The organism is Paenibacillus oryziterrae (genome assembly GCF_042610485.1).
Lineage (GTDB): Bacteria > Bacillota > Bacilli > Paenibacillales > Paenibacillaceae > Paenibacillus_AQ.
The window spans coordinates 192,698-210,544 of record NZ_JBGJZO010000002.1 but is presented as its reverse complement, the minus strand read 5'-3'; the positions used below and the strand labels follow the sequence as shown (position 1 = coordinate 210,544).

General features: G+C 52.5%; 21 protein-coding genes. 15 read left to right on the top strand and 6 right to left on the bottom strand.

The features are described 5' to 3' along the window. Positions 1-23 precede the first annotated feature (23 nt). Positions 24-284 (bottom strand): GlsB/YeaQ/YmgE family stress response membrane protein, encoded by a 261-nt coding sequence (locus ACAN55_RS03365; protein WP_379128080.1) that lies wholly within the window; start codon positions 282-284, stop codon positions 24-26. 225 nt (positions 285-509) lie between these two features. Between ACAN55_RS03365 and ACAN55_RS03360 the strand changes: the two genes are divergently transcribed. After that, a complete protein-coding gene (locus tag ACAN55_RS03360; protein ID WP_379128077.1) occupies positions 510-1,559 on the top strand; it encodes a lactonase family protein in 1,050 nt (349 codons plus the stop codon). Positions 1,560-1,643: 84 nt separating this feature from the next. Here ACAN55_RS03360 and ACAN55_RS03355 read toward each other — a convergent pair whose 3' ends face one another. Next, a complete protein-coding gene (locus ACAN55_RS03355) occupies positions 1,644-3,911 on the bottom strand; it encodes an alpha/beta hydrolase (RefSeq protein ID WP_379128074.1) in 2,268 nt (755 codons plus the stop codon). Positions 3,912-4,302: 391 nt separating this feature from the next. Between ACAN55_RS03355 and ACAN55_RS03350 the strand changes: the two genes are divergently transcribed. From ACAN55_RS03350 to ACAN55_RS03335, 4 genes are all read left to right on the top strand, one after another. Next, positions 4,303-5,412, top strand: a complete 1,110-nt coding sequence (locus ACAN55_RS03350; RefSeq protein ID WP_379128071.1) for a sulfate ABC transporter substrate-binding protein — start codon at positions 4,303-4,305, stop codon at positions 5,410-5,412. Positions 5,413-5,505: 93 nt separating this feature from the next. After that, a complete protein-coding gene (gene cysT, locus ACAN55_RS03345; RefSeq protein WP_379128068.1) occupies positions 5,506-6,351 on the top strand; it encodes a sulfate ABC transporter permease subunit CysT in 846 nt (281 codons plus the stop codon). A 13-nt stretch (positions 6,352-6,364) separates the two neighbouring features. Beyond that, positions 6,365-7,228, top strand: a complete 864-nt coding sequence (cysW, locus tag ACAN55_RS03340) for a sulfate ABC transporter permease subunit CysW (RefSeq protein WP_379128065.1) — start codon at positions 6,365-6,367, stop codon at positions 7,226-7,228. Positions 7,229-7,331: 103 nt separating this feature from the next. Then, a complete protein-coding gene (locus ACAN55_RS03335; RefSeq protein WP_379128062.1) occupies positions 7,332-7,547 on the top strand; it encodes a YezD family protein in 216 nt (71 codons plus the stop codon). A gap of 71 nt (positions 7,548-7,618) precedes the next feature. On the opposite strand, the gene ACAN55_RS03330 is transcribed toward ACAN55_RS03335, so the two are convergent. After that, positions 7,619-7,993 (bottom strand): hypothetical protein, encoded by a 375-nt coding sequence (locus tag ACAN55_RS03330; protein WP_379128059.1) that lies wholly within the window; start codon positions 7,991-7,993, stop codon positions 7,619-7,621. A 215-nt stretch (positions 7,994-8,208) separates the two neighbouring features. Here ACAN55_RS03330 and ACAN55_RS03325 point away from each other — a divergent pair, with 215 nt between their 5' ends. Together ACAN55_RS03325 and ACAN55_RS03320 are read left to right on the top strand one after the other, a co-directional pair. Then, on the top strand, positions 8,209-8,841 hold the full coding sequence (locus ACAN55_RS03325; RefSeq protein WP_379128056.1) for an NAD(P)-dependent oxidoreductase: 633 nt from the start codon (positions 8,209-8,211) through the stop codon (positions 8,839-8,841). Positions 8,842-8,874: 33 nt separating this feature from the next. Further along, the gene (locus ACAN55_RS03320) at positions 8,875-10,659 is read left to right on the top strand and encodes an NAD(P)H-hydrate dehydratase (RefSeq protein ID WP_379128054.1); all 1,785 of its coding nucleotides are present in this window, start codon (positions 8,875-8,877) and stop codon (positions 10,657-10,659) included. A gap of 25 nt (positions 10,660-10,684) precedes the next feature. Here ACAN55_RS03320 and ACAN55_RS03315 read toward each other — a convergent pair whose 3' ends face one another. Next, complete coding sequence (locus ACAN55_RS03315; RefSeq protein ID WP_379128052.1) at positions 10,685-11,140, bottom strand: hypothetical protein; 456 nt, start codon at positions 11,138-11,140, stop codon at positions 10,685-10,687. 243 nt (positions 11,141-11,383) lie between these two features. On the opposite strand from ACAN55_RS03315, the gene ACAN55_RS03310 reads away from it, so the two are divergent. From ACAN55_RS03310 to sdaAA, 4 genes are all read left to right on the top strand, one after another. Then, positions 11,384-11,833 carry a GNAT family N-acetyltransferase gene (locus tag ACAN55_RS03310; protein WP_379128050.1) on the top strand — a complete coding sequence of 150 codons (450 nt, stop codon included), beginning with the start codon at positions 11,384-11,386 and terminating at the stop codon, positions 11,831-11,833. A 13-nt stretch (positions 11,834-11,846) separates the two neighbouring features. Further along, positions 11,847-12,263: a GNAT family N-acetyltransferase gene (locus ACAN55_RS03305; protein ID WP_379128048.1), complete on the top strand. Its 417-nt coding sequence runs from the start codon at positions 11,847-11,849 to the stop codon at positions 12,261-12,263. Between the two features lie 132 nt (positions 12,264-12,395). After that, positions 12,396-13,130, top strand: coding sequence for an L-serine ammonia-lyase, iron-sulfur-dependent subunit beta (gene sdaAB / locus ACAN55_RS03300; RefSeq protein WP_379128046.1), 735 nt, complete (start codon positions 12,396-12,398; stop codon positions 13,128-13,130). After that, complete coding sequence (sdaAA, locus tag ACAN55_RS03295; RefSeq protein WP_379128044.1) at positions 13,127-14,002, top strand: L-serine ammonia-lyase, iron-sulfur-dependent, subunit alpha; 876 nt, start codon at positions 13,127-13,129, stop codon at positions 14,000-14,002. Before sdaAB ends, sdaAA begins: the two co-directional genes overlap by 4 nt. Here the strand turns inward: sdaAA and ACAN55_RS03290 are convergent. Further along, positions 13,999-14,331 (bottom strand): hypothetical protein, encoded by a 333-nt coding sequence (locus ACAN55_RS03290; RefSeq protein ID WP_379128041.1) that lies wholly within the window; start codon positions 14,329-14,331, stop codon positions 13,999-14,001. The two genes, sdaAA and ACAN55_RS03290, sit on opposite strands and share 4 nt — an antisense overlap. 169 nt (positions 14,332-14,500) lie before the next feature. On the opposite strand from ACAN55_RS03290, the gene ACAN55_RS03285 reads away from it, so the two are divergent. Further along, positions 14,501-14,701: a YwbE family protein gene (locus tag ACAN55_RS03285; protein WP_379128039.1), complete on the top strand. Its 201-nt coding sequence runs from the start codon at positions 14,501-14,503 to the stop codon at positions 14,699-14,701. A 53-nt stretch (positions 14,702-14,754) separates the two neighbouring features. Beyond that, positions 14,755-15,276 (top strand): YfiT family bacillithiol transferase, encoded by a 522-nt coding sequence (locus ACAN55_RS03280; RefSeq protein WP_379128037.1) that lies wholly within the window; start codon positions 14,755-14,757, stop codon positions 15,274-15,276. A 5-nt stretch (positions 15,277-15,281) separates the two neighbouring features. Here the strand turns inward: ACAN55_RS03280 and ACAN55_RS03275 are convergent, their stop codons facing one another. Continuing rightward, positions 15,282-15,992, bottom strand: a complete 711-nt coding sequence (locus tag ACAN55_RS03275) for an HNH endonuclease (RefSeq protein ID WP_379128034.1) — start codon at positions 15,990-15,992, stop codon at positions 15,282-15,284. 230 nt (positions 15,993-16,222) lie between these two features. Between ACAN55_RS03275 and ACAN55_RS03270 the strand changes: the two genes are divergently transcribed. Continuing rightward, entirely contained in the window at positions 16,223-16,738 is a 516-nt protein-coding gene (locus tag ACAN55_RS03270; RefSeq protein WP_379128031.1) for a hypothetical protein, read from the top strand. A 53-nt stretch (positions 16,739-16,791) separates the two neighbouring features. Beyond that, a complete protein-coding gene (locus tag ACAN55_RS03265) occupies positions 16,792-17,808 on the top strand; it encodes a LacI family DNA-binding transcriptional regulator (protein WP_379128028.1) in 1,017 nt (338 codons plus the stop codon). Positions 17,809-17,847 lie beyond the last annotated feature (39 nt).

The window sequence follows — 17,847 nt, the reverse complement described above, 5'->3', positions numbered from 1 at the left end:
ATTACTAATCTATCCAAGAGGTCTTAAGAACGGCTGCGTCCACCGACAGAGCGGAGAATCAGACTGACGATAAAGATCAGTATAATAGCTCCGATTAGCGACGGGAAGACATAGAAGTCACTTACCTGTGGTCCCCAGCTTCCCAGCAGCAATCCACCCAGCCATGAACCCAGAATACCGGCAATAATGTTGCCGATCACACCGCCCGGAATATCCCGTCCCATGATCAGACCTGCCAACCAACCAATAATCCCGCCTACAATCAGCATCCATAAAAAACTCATAATGTGTCAGCTCCTTTTCGTTGTTGTGGTGTCTTGGATGGTAACTATTAACCTCAAGCGAAGAGTTTAAATCATGTGTCAGAATTTGCCGAATGAAAGAATATTCTGTTCAGGGAAGCATCGTTTCATTTCCGGATGAATCGTTTACTTAAACATGCTATAGTGAAAAAATGCAGGTGTATATTGGAATTTACGTATTCACCTTAACTTAAAGGAGACGCTGCCATGGAACGTTCGGATCAAACTTTATTCTATGTTGGGACCTATAATCCGGAAGGAGAAGAGTCCATATTTCTATGCACTCTGGATCTTGCTAGTGGTGAAATGCGGGTGCTGGACGGCACGAAAGGAATTGCGAACCCGTCTTACCTGGCAGTAAATTCTGCGAAAAGCATAATATACGCTGTCAGTGAGACCGATGAGGGGAAGATCTATGCATTTGCCATCGACCCCCGCACCCGGACCCTGAGTAATCTGGGCAGCCAGCCGACGGGGGGAGGAGCGCCATGTTATGTGTCGATCAGTCCTCAGGAGAATTTCGTCTTCGTCTCCAACTATTCAGGCGGAAATATTAATGTGTTCCCTGTGAACACGGACGGTTCACTGATGCCGATGTCCTCCCAGGTGCTGCACACGGGCTCAGGAGTCCGCGAAGACCGGCAGGAAGCTGCGCATCCGCACTCCATATTTCCGGATGGCAGCGGGGAGCGTGTCCTGGTCTGTGATTTGGGTCTGGATCAAGTATTGTTCTACCAGCTTGAAGAGGGCAAGCTCACCGCTCATCGTGAAATTAACCTTCCTCCCGGATCAGGTCCTCGTCATCTGGCGTTCCACCCCTCGGGCAAATGGGTTTATGCGGTCAACGAGCTGAATAATACCGTAACCGTGTTTACATATGACGAGGTGTTCGGGAACCTGAATGTTCTGCAGCATGTTTCTACACTTCCGGAGCATTATGGTGCTGGGAGCGATGATAATGCGGCAGATATTCATATTTCTTCATGCGGGCGTTATTTATATGCCTCTAACCGGGGTCATGACAGTATTGTATTGTTTGCGATTGATGATTCCAGCGGTGTACTTACGGCTATCGACTGGCAAACCTCCGGGGGGCGTACACCACGTAACTTTGCCATCCGGGAACAATTTCTGCTTGTGGCGAATCAGAACAGCGGCAGCATAACCTCCTACATGATTGATAGTGACAATGGCCGTCTGATTCCAACCGGGAATGATCTGGCGCTGCCGACGCCGGTATGTATTAAATTCCTGTAAACGAAAAACCCGTCCAATTCCGGCAGAACCGGTAGGGGACGGGTTTTTGCATAAACAAGAGGATAAGGGCAAGAACACTGTTAGTTACTCAAGTACATTATGATCATAGAATCCGATATCATCCAGCATGATCGAATCGCCGGTTTTATCAAGGTAGAAGGTAATAGCAGTGATTTGATCGGGATTTAAATCGGGAGCCTGCTTCTTGAATGCACCGAAGGGCATTTCGTACGTCTGGAACACTGCTTCTGAAAGATCACCATATTTGTGGTTGCTGATTCGTTCCTCCAGCCACGGGGTCAAGGTGAACCATGTTTGAGGCAGTGGAAGAATCGGCCTAATCTCGGCTAGCGGGATCCGGCTGCTCACCTGATTCGAATCCGTCAGTTCGATTTCTACGTCCGGTGATGGCGGTATGCCGCTCTCCCCGTCCGGGTTCTTATTCAGGTTGGACATCGAGAATGACAAGCCTGCTGCTCCATTCAGAATGACGTCGTTTATCGTGCTGTCCTGAAGGTTAATAGTATACGAGGCTTCGGCTCCGGCAAGCGCCGTCCGCTCCAGCACCACACCATAGGTGGCTTTGCTCTTGGATTCTCTGTCCTTGGCGGGCTCTTCGATCCACCGGAGACCAGCGGCATCAATGGTACCGCTGCGGCCGGCAGATTTTTTGTTGCGGTCTTCATCGAAGTTGGCCACCTGCCGGAATCCGCCGTTTTGGAACCGATTGATGTAATTTGTATCTGGCAGCCAGGCAAGGGCGGTACGGTAGTCGCGGAACAATCCGGTGTAGCCGGTGTCCCCGTGTAAAGTCGTTTCAAGGAAGGCAGATACATATACTTTTGCAATCTGGCGCTGCTGTTCTCCATCCATAATGCTGCCCCGGCTCAGGAATAATCCTGTAGGAAAAGACTGATCGCTGAGCCCCCAGTCTGTGTTGAACTGGCTGTGATTGGCATCTTCGATGTACAGCGAGCTTTTGAAAGCGGAAGAACCATGGGAATACGAGTTGCGGATGTACTGCCGATCACCGTAGAAATCATGTACATCGCCATCGCGTGCACCCTGGAGTGTCAGATAATTCACGTCACTCAGCCGGGCTTGGAGTCCGTCCACCGCTTTATCGGTAGGGGCAATGGCAACGACAGAAGTGATGTGAAACTTCGCAATTGCTGTAAGGACGGCATCTGCTTTGAACCAGCGTCCGGCATCTGCAGCCATCGCCACTGCTTGCCCCCCGCGGCTGTGGCCGAGCAGAGCGGTATGGGCATAATCAACTTTTTGGTAGAACGGGTTGCCCTCTGATTGTGAGAATTCCCCGATCTGTTCCAAGTGCTTCAGGATCATCCAAGCCCGGACTTTAAAGTCATTATCCGGTATGCCCGACCAAGCCGAGTAGTTCAGGAAGTTCTCATCCAGAGAGATGGCGATGAAACCTCTGCTTGCCAGGAGTTCTCCCAGATAAGCGTAACCTCCATCGGAATAATCCTCCATCATGTGATTGCCGTGAACCATTAGAACAAGCGGGAAGGGGCCTTCTCCTTCCGGCATCCAGACCCGGCCGTTAATCGGTAAGGCGCTGCTGTCGAATCCCCAGAATAGGGAGCGCAGCTTCTGCCATTTCTTAATATAGACGCTGGCATCTGCTGAAGCGGACACCAGATCAACCTCTTGGCCATATTCAGCCCGGTGAAGATCCTTGCCGGTGCCATAAGTAAAGCTGGTAACGGCATAGTTTCCCGGTATTCCGGGATTATCAGCCGCCAGTGGAGCAACGCCGCTGGACAAGTCAGCCAGATCCTTGGCCGGGTCCGTATTCTGGCCACTGCCTGCGGCAAGGGCGAAAGGCGATAGAACAAGGACGAGCGCCAGCAGCAGACCGGTCAGAATTCTCCGGCTGCGCAGCAGACCGAGTGCGATACCAGCGACTGCTCCTATCAGAGTTGCCAGACCGGCAGCCACTGCTGCCGCTTCTATTTCAAGATCTGCATAATATAAGATAAGTAGAATAATACCCGCCGTGGATAACAGGCTCCCGGCATAGAGTCGGGGTATACGCAGGCCTGTCAGAGCCAGTAGCACAGCCAGTGCATTGCCTGCTATGGAAAGCACCAGGGTCCCTGCGATTGCAGCAAGGAGTATATCAGCAGGTACTCCAAATCCGGTAGGTATGCCCAACATAGTTAAGGTAAAGACCAAAAAACATATCGTCCATAAGCCTGCAAGTGCGGTACGCCATAACGTGGTATCGTACTTGTAGGTTTCTTCAATTCTTCGTCCGATCTCTCCCAGTATGCGGCGGTGCAGCCGGGGTCTAGCCGGCGCGGGCACATACTCAAAGTCCATCCCCATAGTTTGTCTCCCCCGACATTTGCGGTGTGATTCTATTCTTCTATAAGATGTAGCAATGATATTACTTTACAAGAGACCTGACAAGTGGGTCTTGCAGGAACCTTATCCAGCACCTGAGCTCGGCAAAACACTGAATAGGCGACATAGGAGATACCTAGGCATTTAACATCTCATTTATTATAAAAAAAGGTTTGACAGGCAGAGATGAAGTCAGTATTATAAGTCCATAACCAACTAATTAGATAGGATTAATTAATCATTGTTCTCACCGTACGAACGGAGGAACGCTCTTACAAGGACAGCAGGCACGGTTATGCAACCGGTTTGACTGCCGCTCAAGGGCGTCCTCCGTTCATTTTTATTAGAAAAAACAATTGGGGAGTGGTATCAGATGAAAAAAGGACTGAAGAAGGGGCTCATCACAGGGTTGGCACTACTATTGACAGCGGGGCTTGCCGGATGCGGAAATAGCAACAATAACGAAAATGCTGCTGCCGCTCCAGCTCCAACCGATTCAGGCAACACCGCGGCGACAGCAGAAGCAACCAAGGCCCCCGCTAAAGATCCTGTTGAACTGCTAAATGTATCTTATGATCCTACACGCGAATTATATGAGAACTATAACAAGGCTTTTGCTGCTTATTGGGAGAAAGAAACCGGCCAGAAGGTGACCATTAAACAGTCTCATGGCGGTTCCGGCAAGCAAAGCCGTGCGGTTATTGACGGTCTGGAGGCAGATGTAGTAACTTTGGCGCTTGGTTATGATATTGATGCCTTGCAGGAGACGGGTTTGATTAATGAAGGATGGCAGAATAAATTTGAGCTTAACAGCTCGCCGTATACATCGACCATTGTATTTCTGGTACGCAAGGGGAATCCGAAAGGAATCAAAGATTGGCCGGATCTGCTGAAGGAAGGTGTAGAAGTTATAACCCCGAATCCAAAAACATCCGGCGGAGCGCGCTGGAACTATCTGGCGGCTTGGGGATATGCGCTGGACCACAACAACTATGATGAAGCCAAAGCAGAGGAATTCGTGAAGGAACTGTTCACCCATGTACCGGTGCTGGATACCGGGGCGCGCGGATCGACTACGACCTTCGTGGAACGCGGAATCGGCGATGTACTGATAGCATGGGAGAATGAAGCGTATCTGTCCGTTGAAGAGCTGGGCCCGGATAAATTTGAAATCATAAATCCGTCGGAAAGTATTCTGGCTGAGCCTCCGGTCGCTGTGGTGGATAAAGTTGTTGATAAAAGAGGAACACGCGAGGTTTCCGAAGCTTACCTGAAGTATCTCTACAGTGAAGAAGGGCAGACCATCGCCGCTGAGAACTTTTACCGTCCAACCCTGGACAGTGTAAAAGAGAAATACAAAGATAAGTTCCCTGAGATTAAACTGTTCACGCTGGCGGATAAGTTCGGAACCTGGAAAGAGACCCAGGAGAAGCATTTTAATGACGGAGGCATCTTCGACAAGATTTACGTACCAGGCAGCTAAGTCTGGAGATATAGGTAGTGTGGTTCCCGGGGGCATCCTCCGGGAAAGAACCGATCGGCCAAAGAGCCGAAGGTGGGAAGGGATGATTGCGGGATGAGTGTCATAGGTACGGCTGCGGCCAAGCGCAAGGTGCTGCCTGGGTTCGGGATTACGATGGGTTACAGCGTATTATACCTTAGTCTGGTGGTCCTGCTGCCGCTGTCCGCGCTGCTATTCAATTCAACGGGACTTAGCTGGGCCAAATTCTGGGACGTGGCGACGGATGCACGGGTTCTGGCTTCGTACCGGGTTAGCCTGGGGACTGCTGCTGCTGCGGCTTTGACAGATGCAGTGCTGGGGCTGCTGCTGGCCTGGGTGCTGGTACGGTATGAATTTCCGGGCAAAAGAGTGTTCGACGCCTTAATCGATTTGCCCTTCGCACTGCCTACGGCGGTAGCGGGCGTATCCTTGACCGCACTTTATTCCCAAAATGGCTGGATTGGTTCCTGGCTTGAACCGCTGGGACTCAAGGTGGCCTTTACACCGCTTGGCATTACACTTGCACTGATGTTCATTGGCATCCCGTTTGTCGTGCGTACCGTTCAACCGGTGCTGGAAGATATGGAGCGGGATATGGAAGAGGCTGCTGCGACCCTGGGTGCAGGCAGGTGGCGGACTTTCCGCACCGTTGTGCTGCCTGATCTGATTCCTCCCCTCCTTACCGGGTTTGCCCTCGCATTTGCCCGCGGCATTGGCGAATACGGCTCCGTCGTATTTATCTCCGGCAACATGCCGATGAGAACAGAGATTGCTCCGCTGCTCATCATGTCTAAGCTGGAGCAATTTGATTATGCCGGAGCGACAGCTGTAGCATTGCTTCTGCTGCTGATCTCATTCCTGATGCTGCTGGTCATCAATACACTTCAGCGCTGGGCGCGGAAATCTTCAAGCCAACATTAAAGGAGGAACTGAAATGGCAGGAACTGTTCCCCTGCATGCGGCACCGTCCCGGAAGAGTGTAACTTCTCCGGCGGCAACAGAGTCATCACTTGTGAAGTGGATCCTGATTGGAGCGGCTATTCTCGTGCTGGCGTGGCTGGTGCTCCTTCCGCTTACGGTAGTTATAACAGAATCGCTGAAAAAGGGGTGGGATGTATACCTCGCGGCCTTATCCGATCCGGATGCCCGTTCGGCGCTGCGATTGACACTGCTGATTGCGGGAATTACCGTTCCACTGAATACCATATTCGGGGTTGCGGCAGCTTGGGCGGTTACGAAGTTCCGCTTCCGTGGCAAGGGTCTGCTGATTACATTGATTGATCTGCCCTTTGCAGTTTCTCCTGTCATTGGGGGAATGATTTTTGTGCTGGTCTTTGGCGCTCATGGCTGGTTCGGCCCATGGCTGAGTGCACATGATATCAAGATTGTGTTTGCACTGCCGGGGATCGTGCTGGCTACACTATTTGTGACCTTCCCGTTTGTGGCACGGGAGCTCATTCCACTGATGGAAGACCAGGGGACGGAGGAAGAGGAAGCGGCGGTTACCCTCGGAGCACGCGGCTGGCAGATTTTCTTCCGTGTGACACTGCCTAATATCAAGTGGGGGCTATTATACGGAATAATCCTATGTAATGCGAGGGCGATGGGAGAGTTCGGAGCCGTCTCCGTTGTATCGGGGCATATTCGCGGAGAGACTAATACGCTGCCGCTGCATGTGGAGATCCTCTACAACGAATACCAATTCTCGGCATCATTCGCGGTAGCCTCACTCCTGCTGCTGCTTGCACTTGTAACCATGCTCCTCAAAAGCTGGTTGTCCCGCAAAAATACGCATTGACAGTGGATTTGAATCCATGATAGTTTAAATCATAGTATGTGGGTCGGTAATTAGGTGATTAATTGAGCGCAAGAGAAACAACACGGGAAAGGGAGGCTGGAGAATGGCTAAACCGCTAAAAGTGGATGAAGTATGGCTGGAACGGATTGCAGGACTGCTGGATGACATGGAATTTGGCTCGCTGCATATCGTTGTGCATGAAGGACAGATCGTACAGATGGAGCGTACGGAACGCAAGCGTTTTGAGAATGGCTCTGCACGGTTTAGCGGAGAAGCCGGAAGCCGGAGGCAGGATTCCCGCTCTGTGGGAAGAGGATGAGATCTGTTTAATGCACAGAAATAAGGCCCGCCCCCGGGATACGGAGGCGAGCCTTATTTTTGGTGAACGGACTAATATCGCGGGCTTCTCCGCGATGACATGACACCTTCAACAAGCAGAACAATAGCGGTAATAGCGTGCATAAACCAGCCTACAAAAGGGATGACGGCTACTATGGAAGTAACTACACCAATACCATGGCCCACGACGGGCCCGCGTTCTTTCAGCAGTACCACGATGGCGATTACGTGCAACAGGAAAGCAATACCAAGCGGGACCCAGGCATTGGCTACAACGAACAAACCTCCGATGAACGGAATTGCCAGAAAAGCCTCATATGCAAATGTACCCCACTTCAACAGCTTGCCTAAAGGAGACATCAACTTCACCAACCTTTGTTTATAATAGGAAGTAATGAACAGATTTAATAATTGTTTTACGAACATCGGCTAGAAATGTTTCAACATCTCCTGAAGCTGGGCTTGTTGCCCCTGGCAATAGAGTCGTATATATTGAAACCAGATATGAAATGCCGATTTGTTAGTTTGGTGACGATAAACTTTGTTCCTGAAATGCGGTTCGAATACTTCTTACGGGACAAGTGAAGTATAGAGGCACAAGCTAAATAGATTACAAGTAGAAGGAAAGCGAGGGGAATCGAGTGAATATCGTACTATTCGGTGCGTCTGGTGTGATTGGACGTGCCATTATGCAGGAGGCTTTGAAGCGGAAGCATGAAGTTACAGCAGCTGTAAGAGTGCCGGAGAACTTGGAAGTTACCCATGATCAGCTTCAAAAAACGGCTGTGAATATTCTGGAGCCGGCATCGGTCAGTGCAGCGGCGAAGGGGCATGAGGCCGCTATCAGCGCCTATGGACCGGATTTCGGCCAGGAAGATGAGCTGACTAAGGCAGCCTTTTCTTTAGTTGAAGGTCTGACTGCTGCGGGACTTGAACGGCTGCTGATTGTTGGCGGAGCAGGAACTCTGCTTACAGATTCGGGAGAGAAGCTGATGGATACCGAGACTTTTCCGGAGGCAATCCGGCCGCTGGCTGCCGCCCATGCAGCTGCCTATGAAATTTATAGTGCTTCGGCTTTGGACTATACGTACATATCTCCCGCAGCGGTCATCCAGCCTGGCCGTCGTACAGGTCAGTTCCGTATCGGCCTTGACCGCCTGGTTGTAGACGAGAACGGGGAAAGTATGATCAGTGTAGAAGATTATGCGGTTGCCGTCATTGATGAGCTAGAAGAAGGCAATTTCAGCCATGAGCGGTTTACAGTAGCCTATTAATCGAACAAGGAACGGAACCAAGGAGGCTGTGTCATGCATGTTGTAACTGCGGAGCAGATGCGCGCACTGGATCGAGAGACGATAGAGGGCCTTGGCATACCTGCTGTAGCCCTGATGGAGAATGCTGGGCGGGCCATAGCAGAAGAAATTATCGCTTTGTGTAAGCGGAGACAGCGGAGTGGTACAGGGTATTATAGCGAAGGTGCCGCTGGTCAAGAGTTAACGGTATATAAGACGTATGGTACAAACCATAGTGAGATAACGGTTGATAGAGCTTACGGAATCAGCCGCGAGGGAATCGACGGGGAGTACGCGCACACCGTTGAAGCAGCAGATAATCGTTCGAGCCGAATCGACCGGGGGCTACCCGCAGGAAGCCCCGAGAAGCTGTATATCAGCGGCGATGCTTCGCTGACGCTGGGCACGGCCGCCGCCGAACGATGGATTGTCCTCGTCGGCAAAGGCAATAACGGCGGCGACGGCCTGGTCGCCGCCCGGCATCTCAGCGAGGCAGGCTTCGCCGTCACGCTGGTGTATGCGGTGCCGCCGGAATCGCTGACCGGCGAGGCGGCCCTGCAGCGCGATGCCGCTGCAGCGATCGGCCTGCCTGCCGTAGTCTGCGGCAGGGAACGGCCGGACTTCGCCGCATGCAGCGGCATCCTCGATGCGCTGCTCGGCACCGGCGCCGCGGGTGCCCCGCGCGGCGCCTATGCGGAGCTGATTGCCGCGGCGAATGCCAGCGGCAAGCCCATCGTGTCCGCGGACATCCCGAGCGGGATGGATGCGGACACGGGCATGACGCATGAGCCGTGCATTCATGCGTCGGTCACGGTCTGCCTCGCGTTTCTCAAGCGAGGCCTGCTGCAATACCCCGGCGCGGGTGCGGCGGGGTATGTGGTGGTCCGCTCCATCGGGATTCCCTCCGCTCTGGCGCGGAAGCACGGCGTACCGCTCTACTGGCTGACGCCGGACGTGCTAGGCAACGTCCTGGGTGTAGATGTCTCGCGCCGCCGCTCCCCCGAAGGGCATAAAGGGACCTACGGGCATGTGCTGCTTGCGGGAGGTACTCTGCGCATGAGCGGTGCGGGTCTCTTGTCCGCCAGAGCCGCGCTTCGTGCAGGCTGTGGGCTGGTCACCTGGGCACTGCCGCAGAAGCTGCTGCCCTTTATCATTGGAGCGGTACCGGAGGTGATGCTGGCTGACGCCGGTGGAGATGAAACAGGCAACTGGACGGCGGACAGCGCAGCTGAGCTTCTGAAGCTTAGCGCGTCCCGTGATGTCCTTGCGGTTGGTCCGGGTCTCGGCAGGTTCAATGGAGACAGCGAGTGGCTGCGCCAGATTTGGGAAGGAACCGATGTCCCGCTGGTGATCGATGCGGATGCCCTGAATATTCTGGCAGATAGTGAGTTTCACTCCTGGGCGAACCGCAGTCAGCCGGTCATATTAACTCCGCACCCGGGGGAAATGGCCCGGCTTGCGGGAATATCCACAGCCGAGGTTCAACAGGACCGCATCGGCTGTGCACTGCATTATGCGAAGACACACGGCGTTACGCTTGTCTTAAAAGGAGCCCATACGGTAATTGCCTCACCGGATGGGCGTGCCTATATCAATACGACGGGTACTCCCGCCATGGGAACAGGGGGTTCTGGCGACGTGCTGACCGGGGTGATCGCCGGTCTTCTGGCCCAAGGGCTGAATGACACTCAAGCAGCTGCTTTTGGTGTATATCTACATGGGCTTGCTGGAGAAAGAGCTGCACGGCAGCAGCATCACCCGACGGCTTTAATCGCGGGGGATATCATAGACGCTTTATAAGCCGCGCAGGACGGTTACGGAATCATCATCTGAGCAGAAGGGCTAGAAGCGGCGCCATGAGGGCGAATACCGGAAGCAGCAGGGGGGCCTTTTCCGCAGCGAACTCCGCTGCGCGAAATATCAGCAGGACAACAACTCCCCCAATGGCACACTGCCACCCTATTCCGCCTTGATCGGCAGCCAGCCAGAGTCCGGCTGCAAGACCGATGATTCCATACAGGATGAAGCTGCGAACTAAGGTTGTTCCCCGCAAGAGCCGCAGAAGAGCATCTGCCACGAGGGATGCCGTCAAGCCGAAGCCATAGATGGCGTGGGATAGGGAGATAGGCCAACCCTCCGGTTTGCCGCCGTTCTCCGGCTGCCACAGCAGAAACAAGGTCAACAGAAGAAAGGTGAGTCCGGCGCAGGCCAATTTGCTGAGTGCATACATTCCTGCAGACAGACGTACGGAAGGGATGTCGCTGAAATGGGAGTTGTTCATATTGATCTTCCTCTCATTTGGAGCGGGTGCGTCTAAGGATAAACTACCCGCAGTGTCCGTATATTTCTATTCATCCGCCTAGAAAAGCGTGCGCTGCCCCAGGTGAGCCTTGCTGAAAAATAGGGCTTCTTGTGATTTTTTCTAATCAACTTTGTCTTCATGACTTGTAGTCGATCACGTTTGCCCATGCTACATTAAGGAAGTGCAGTGAACCATTAAGGGACGCAAAGGAGTTGATGCAGCATGGAGTTGCAGATCCGCCCGGCTAAGAAAGATGACATAGCAGGATTATGCCGCCTGATGGAACAGTTGAATGGCAAGGCTCTTTTGCCAGAAGAGATGAAACGCCGCCTTGAATTTGTCGAGAATAGTCCGGTTGAGGAACTGTATGTGTGCACGGAGGCTAACGGTGGGGAGGAGTCTGTATTACTAGGTGCTCTGGGCTTCAGGCTCCGTGAGAACATGGAGAATATGACCCGTTACGGTGAGGTTTCGCTGCTCGTTACAGACCGCAGGGTGCGGAGACGAGGAATTGGCCGGAAGCTAATCGGCTTTGCGGAGCAGCTCGCAGCAGACCGGGACTGCATGGGTACATGGCTGGCCAGCGGCATGGGAAGGGTTCATGATGCCCATGTGTTTTATAAATCACTCGGATATGAGATTACAGGTTACCGGTTCGTGAAAACGCGCTAAATGGAGGCAATCCATGAGATATAGAGCAATGAGAATAGAGGATTATGAGTCAGCCTACAGGTTGTGGGAGAATACCAAAGGAATGGGGCTTAGCACGGCAGATTCAAAAACGGAGATTGAACGGTATTTGCAGCGCAATGCGGGATTCAGCCAAATTTGCGAAGATGAGCACGGCAAGATAGCGGGTACCGCGATGTGTGGACATGACGGGCGGCGGGGATACATGTATCATGTTGCCGTTTCTGAAGATTACCGCGGAAATGGAATTGGCCGACAGCTAGTTAGGCGATGCCTGCAAGAACTGCGCCAGGACGGAATTGCCAAGTGCCACCTTATGGTCATTGGAGACAATGATCTGGGAAGAAGCTTTTGGAGCGGATTGGGCTGGCAGTTCAGGGATGGAATTGCCCTTTACTCGCAGGATGCCTAGAAGCAGGGTAACGCTTGTTTAAATATAGTTTGAAGTCATTCTACTCCCTGTGCAGCAGGTAATATAAGGTTTATAATAAGGGCGTGTCTGATAAAATACGATGTACCGCGTTAGGAAAGTGGAGGCTTTAGCATGAGGTTTAAGGATGTATTTTCAATTATCGGTCCGGCGATGGTAGGACCTTCGAGTTCGCATACGGCAGGAGCAGCGCGGATTGGCAGGGCAGCCCGGCAGGTGCTGGGGGAAATGCCCGGTCAGGCGGAAGTCATCTTCTTTGGTTCGTTCGCAGCGACGTACCAGGGGCACGGGACAGACCGGGCGATTGCCGGCGGGTTGCTTGATTTCGCAACGGATGATCACCGGCTTCCGGATTCCATTAAGCTTGCCGAAGAGGCAGGCATGGAGATATCGTTCCGCCAGGGGGCAGGACTGTTCCCCCATCCCAATACCGTACAGCTCGTGCTTACCGGGAAGGATAGTGGCAGCAAGCTCTCGCTTACGGGAATTTCCATTGGCGGAGGCAATATCGAAATTGTGGATATCGACGGATTTGCCGTGAAGTTAAGCGGAATGTACCCTACGGTTCTTATTCAGCATATGGATTATCTGGGTGTTCTGGCCAGTGTAACCGATGTGATGCGTAAGGGGCAGTTCAATATTGGACATATGTCGCTGGACCGCAAAAATCGTAGCGGTGCGGCACTTACCGTGCTAGAGCTGGATGAGTGCGCTACACCGGAGCTTTTGCGGGAGCTTGAGGATTTGCCTGCAGTGAAGTCCGTTAAACTGGTTGATTTGAATGAAACCCTGGAAGAAATACAGGATAATAATAAGCAAGCTGATAAAGGGAAGGAAAGTACAACATGAATTTTCAAACACTCAGCCAGTTGGCTGTATTATGCGAAGAACGGGGCCTTGGCATCGGAGCTTTGATGCTGGAGGAACAGAGCGCGGAATCAGGGCGGACTCCTGAACAGGAATTCGCCAAGATGAGCCAGTATTATGGAGTAATGAAAGAAGCGGTACACCGAGGTATGAATGAGAATACAACCTCGCCCAGCGGCTTGACCGGTCTGGATGCCCAGCGGGTGGGAGCATATAATGCATCAACTGAACCTTGTCTTGGCGGCCCTGCCGGTGAAGCTATGGCTTATGCGCTTGCCGTATCTGAGGTGAATGCCTCCATGGGGCGGATTATCGCTACCCCTACAGCAGGGTCGTGCGGAATTATTCCCGGTGTGTTTCTGAGCTGTCAGGAACGCTTTGGCTGGGATGACGACTATATGGTAAAAGGATTGTTTGCTGCCGGTGCGATCGGTTATGTCATTGCGAACAATTCCTTCGTATCAGGAGCTGAGGGCGGCTGTCAGGCAGAGGTCGGTTCTGCCATCGGGATGGCGGCGGGCGCGCTTGTAGAGCTTCGCGGGGGCACTCCTGCTCAGGCTGTACATGCTGTCGGCCTTGCACTGAAGAATACACTTGGTCTGATCTGCGATCCTGTCGGCGGTCTGGTAGAGATCCCGTGCATCGTCCGGAACGGATTCGGTGCGGTAACGGCACTGGCTGCGGCGGATATGGCTTTAGCCGGCGTGCGCAGCGTGATTCCTTCTGACGAAGTGATCAAAGTCATGCTGGAGGTAGGATCGGCTATGCCGGAGAAACACCGGGAAACTGCCGGCGGAGGATTAGCCCAGACGCCAACGGGCCGCAAGATCATGGAGGATTTGCGAAATAATTAATCCTCGTGTTCCCCGGAGCCGTCAGCCGGGAGCAACTTGAACCTTCTGATTTGTTCCCACAGCCCTTCCTGCCGGAGTATCTCCGGTTGCTTAGGACCGATAAGATCGAAATGGGGGAACGGCGAACGGTTATGAATATACTGCGGCGGCAATCCGTGATTTACACACCAGGATGACAGCCTGGACAGATCGGCACAGCCGACCTTGGTAACGGTAGTAATGCCGGGAAAACGCGGGTCCAGCCAATAGTGGGTTAAAAAAGCGATCTCGCCTGCGGAGACCGCTTTTTTCCATGCATTCAGCTCTTCTCTTTTGACTCCAAAGGCCATGGATTCCTCGTTCCTTTCTTTCCTGGCTATGTTTCACCCTATAGATTAGCCTTTTATATTTCTACGAGAAAATGATGCCCTCCCTTTAAGGACGGCGCATCCGTTTCTTCTAGGGCCATTATACATTCTTTTGCTATACTAATACCAACACGAAAGGAGACTACCTTAGATGAATGGACAAGTTAGAACCGATATACGCGCCGGGCTTACGGTCGATATTGTGCTGAAACAGGATCAGGCTACCGGCAAGCTGACCCGCGGCACAGTTAAGGATATTCTGACCAACTCGCCCCGCCATCCGCATGGCATTAAAGTGCGCTTGACGAGCGGCCAGGTGGGCAGGGTCAAGATTATTATCGGACCGGCATAAGCTGAAGTAAGGATACTTACGGCAAGTGAATCTAATATAAAGGAGAATATAGGATGGATGAGAGATTTCCAATCGGTCACTTTAAGGTTGAAGGCGTCATTTCGGCGGAGCAGCGCGAGGCTTGGATTCGCGATATTGAAGAACTACCGGTACGGGCACAGGAAGCTGTGCAGGGACTGAGCGCTGAGCAGCTTGATATCCCGTACCGCGATGGCGGTTGGAGCAGCCGGCAGGTTGTGCACCATATGGCAGACAGCCATATGAACAGCTATATCCGCTTTAAGCTGGCGCTGACTGAAGATGTTCCTACGATTCGTCCTTACTATGAAGACCGCTGGGCCGAGCTGAACGATTATACGGCGGATGTTTCTGTATCGCTGGCTTTGCTTGCAGCGCTTCACACCCGGTGGGCGATTCTGCTCAGATCGCTGAGCGACGAGGAATATAAAAGAACCTTCCATCACCCGGAATCCGGCCAGACCCTGCCTTTGGAATACCACCTGGGTGTCTATTCCTGGCATGGCAGACACCATACCGCCCACATTACAAGTCTCCGAAAAAAGCTGGGGATCTAAACAGTTTACCGTCCCAGAAATTCCTCGACATATTGATCGGCTTTCGTCTGATTGCACAGATTACAGGCACAGACACAGTTGTCCGGCGTGGTGTGCCCTCCTTTGGCACGAGGGAGAAGATGATCTATCGTATCGCCGTACAAACCGCAGAAATGGCAGGTATAGCTGTCCCTCGTCAATATATAGCTGCGGAAGTCTTTATTGCTAAACAGCCGGCGGATGGTGCGGCGGTTGACCACAACTGCGGCATGCTCCTTAACCAATGTAACCGCGAGCTCCAGGTCGATCTCCTGATGCCAGCGGCGGCCTTTGTCACTATGGCCGCGCATCAGAATCATTCCCTTGGAAGAAGGAATGAGGGCTGAGCTGTCCTGGGGATCCGGTTTAGGCCCTCTAGGGTACGGTGACGGATGAAGCGGCCGTTGTGCTTGTGCGGCTGCCGGTTTGACTTCCGCTCTGCTGCGGGAGCGGCCTTGTTGAACAGGACGGGGTTTAACAGCTGCTACCGGAGGTGCGGCAGATATTGGTGATGGAATTGGCAAGGGGCTCCTGAGAGTCTCAAGCTCCCGCTTCTTACGGCAGTCCCGGCAGGCACCGCGCCGGGACTGTCCCTTGGAGCGTCTGCCTGTCCGGCGCCGGAACTCGGAAAGCGGCTTATTTTGCAGGCAATAGGCACATTGTTTGGATACTAGCGGATCGGAATGATTCATCGGCATATGTGAATAGGCGGGCTGAAGACCCGTGCCCTGTCACCTCATCTTTCCGTAAGAATAGGACTGCCTTGTTACTAGGACACCCGTACTTCAAGTATAACGCAAAGTCTCACCATTCACACCGCAAGCGGGAGAAGCGCAGTATTTTCATCTAATGTGATATCTGTCTTGGTAGAATTGAGGGAAATCCTGTAAACTTAAAATGAGATTTAGAGGGGAACGGGGGATAAGAAATGGGGAGAACAACCACCGCTGCACATCCGAAGGTACCACTTGGACAGCGAAGACCGCGGGCTGTGCTGATGCTCTATTTTTTGCAGCTTTTTTTAGGTCTCGGGGCGATTGGCGGAGGACTGGCGCTGATTATTGATCCAAGCGGAGAAATGATGGGAATGCCGTTTTCCTTATTGAAAAGAACTCCATTCTCTGACTTCCTTTTTCCCGGTGTTATACTCCTGGTTGTGTTTGGATTGTTCCCCCTGACCGTAGTGTACGGAATGATTAGAAGGCCGGAGTGGAAGCTGGCTGATAGGGTGAATCCCTTCAAGGAGCTGCATAGTTGCTGGGCATTGTCGCTATACATCGGGTTTGGCCAGATTATCTGGATTATGGTTCAGACCTATATGGTGAATGGGGTTGGTATTATTCAGGTAGTCTATATGAGCCTTGGGCTTCTGATCCAGATATTCACCCTTCTTCCGGCGGTTCAACGATATTTTCTGCTGGACGGAGTGAAAGAAAGACGTTAGAATGTCAGTGAACAGAAAGGGCTTTCATTATTTATGGGCAGGAGTGTGCCGGATTGACGACGATATATGATATTGCTAAAAAAACCGGCTACTCGCCAACCACCGTATCTAAGGCATTCAATAATTATTCCGACGTAAGGGACAGAACGCGCCAGGAAATTCTTAATGCGGCCCGGGAGATGGGGTATGTGCCCAACGCTCATGCCCGTACGCTGACTACTAAAAAGTCTTGGACGATCGGGGTTCTGTTCGTAGAGAGCACGGGGGTTGGGATCAAGCACCCCTTCTTCAGCGCGGTCATTGAGAGTTTCAAACAGGTTGCAGTAGCCAAAGGATATGATCTGATCTTTATCTCCAAGGATGTAGGCGGCAGAAAAAGCGGATATTTGGAGAACTGCCGGATTCGTGGAGTTGACGGTGTAGTCGTGTTCCTGTCGGACTATGGTGATCCTTACTTTCAGGAACTGCTGGACAGCGATATTCCGACTGTTGTACTGGATTTCGAGACGGTCCAGACCCATACGGTCTGCTCGGACAATACCGCTGGTGCGCTACAGGCGATGGAATATCTTATTTCCCTCGGCCACCGCAGAATAGCCCATATTTCAGGGGGACTCAATACTGTTCCCGGAAGCCGGCGCCAGCAGGGCTATGAGCAAGCACTGGAGCAGTGGGGACTTGAGCGCCGGGAGGACTATATCGTTACGGGAGAGTTCTATACGCTGGAAGGCGGATATGATGCGATGAAGCAGCTTCTGCAGCTTCCGGAGCCGCCGACGGCCGTATTCGCTTCGGGTGACTTGCTGGCATTAGGCGCTATTCAGGCAGCGAAAGAAAGCGGACTCAGCGTCCCGGGCGACATTTCCATTATGGGATATGATGATGTGGATTTGGCGAAATATATCACCCCGGCTCTGACTACTGTCCGGCAGGATACTTCGCTTATGGGCAAAGAGGCGGCCGAATTGCTGTTCGCGACCATTAACGGGGAACGAAAGGTGACTGAAGACCTTAAATTGCCTACACAGGTTATTGTCAGAGATTCTTGCGGACGCCCATCACAGAGGTAATCCCGACATAAGGGGTGCCTCTGGGCGGAAAGCTCTGTT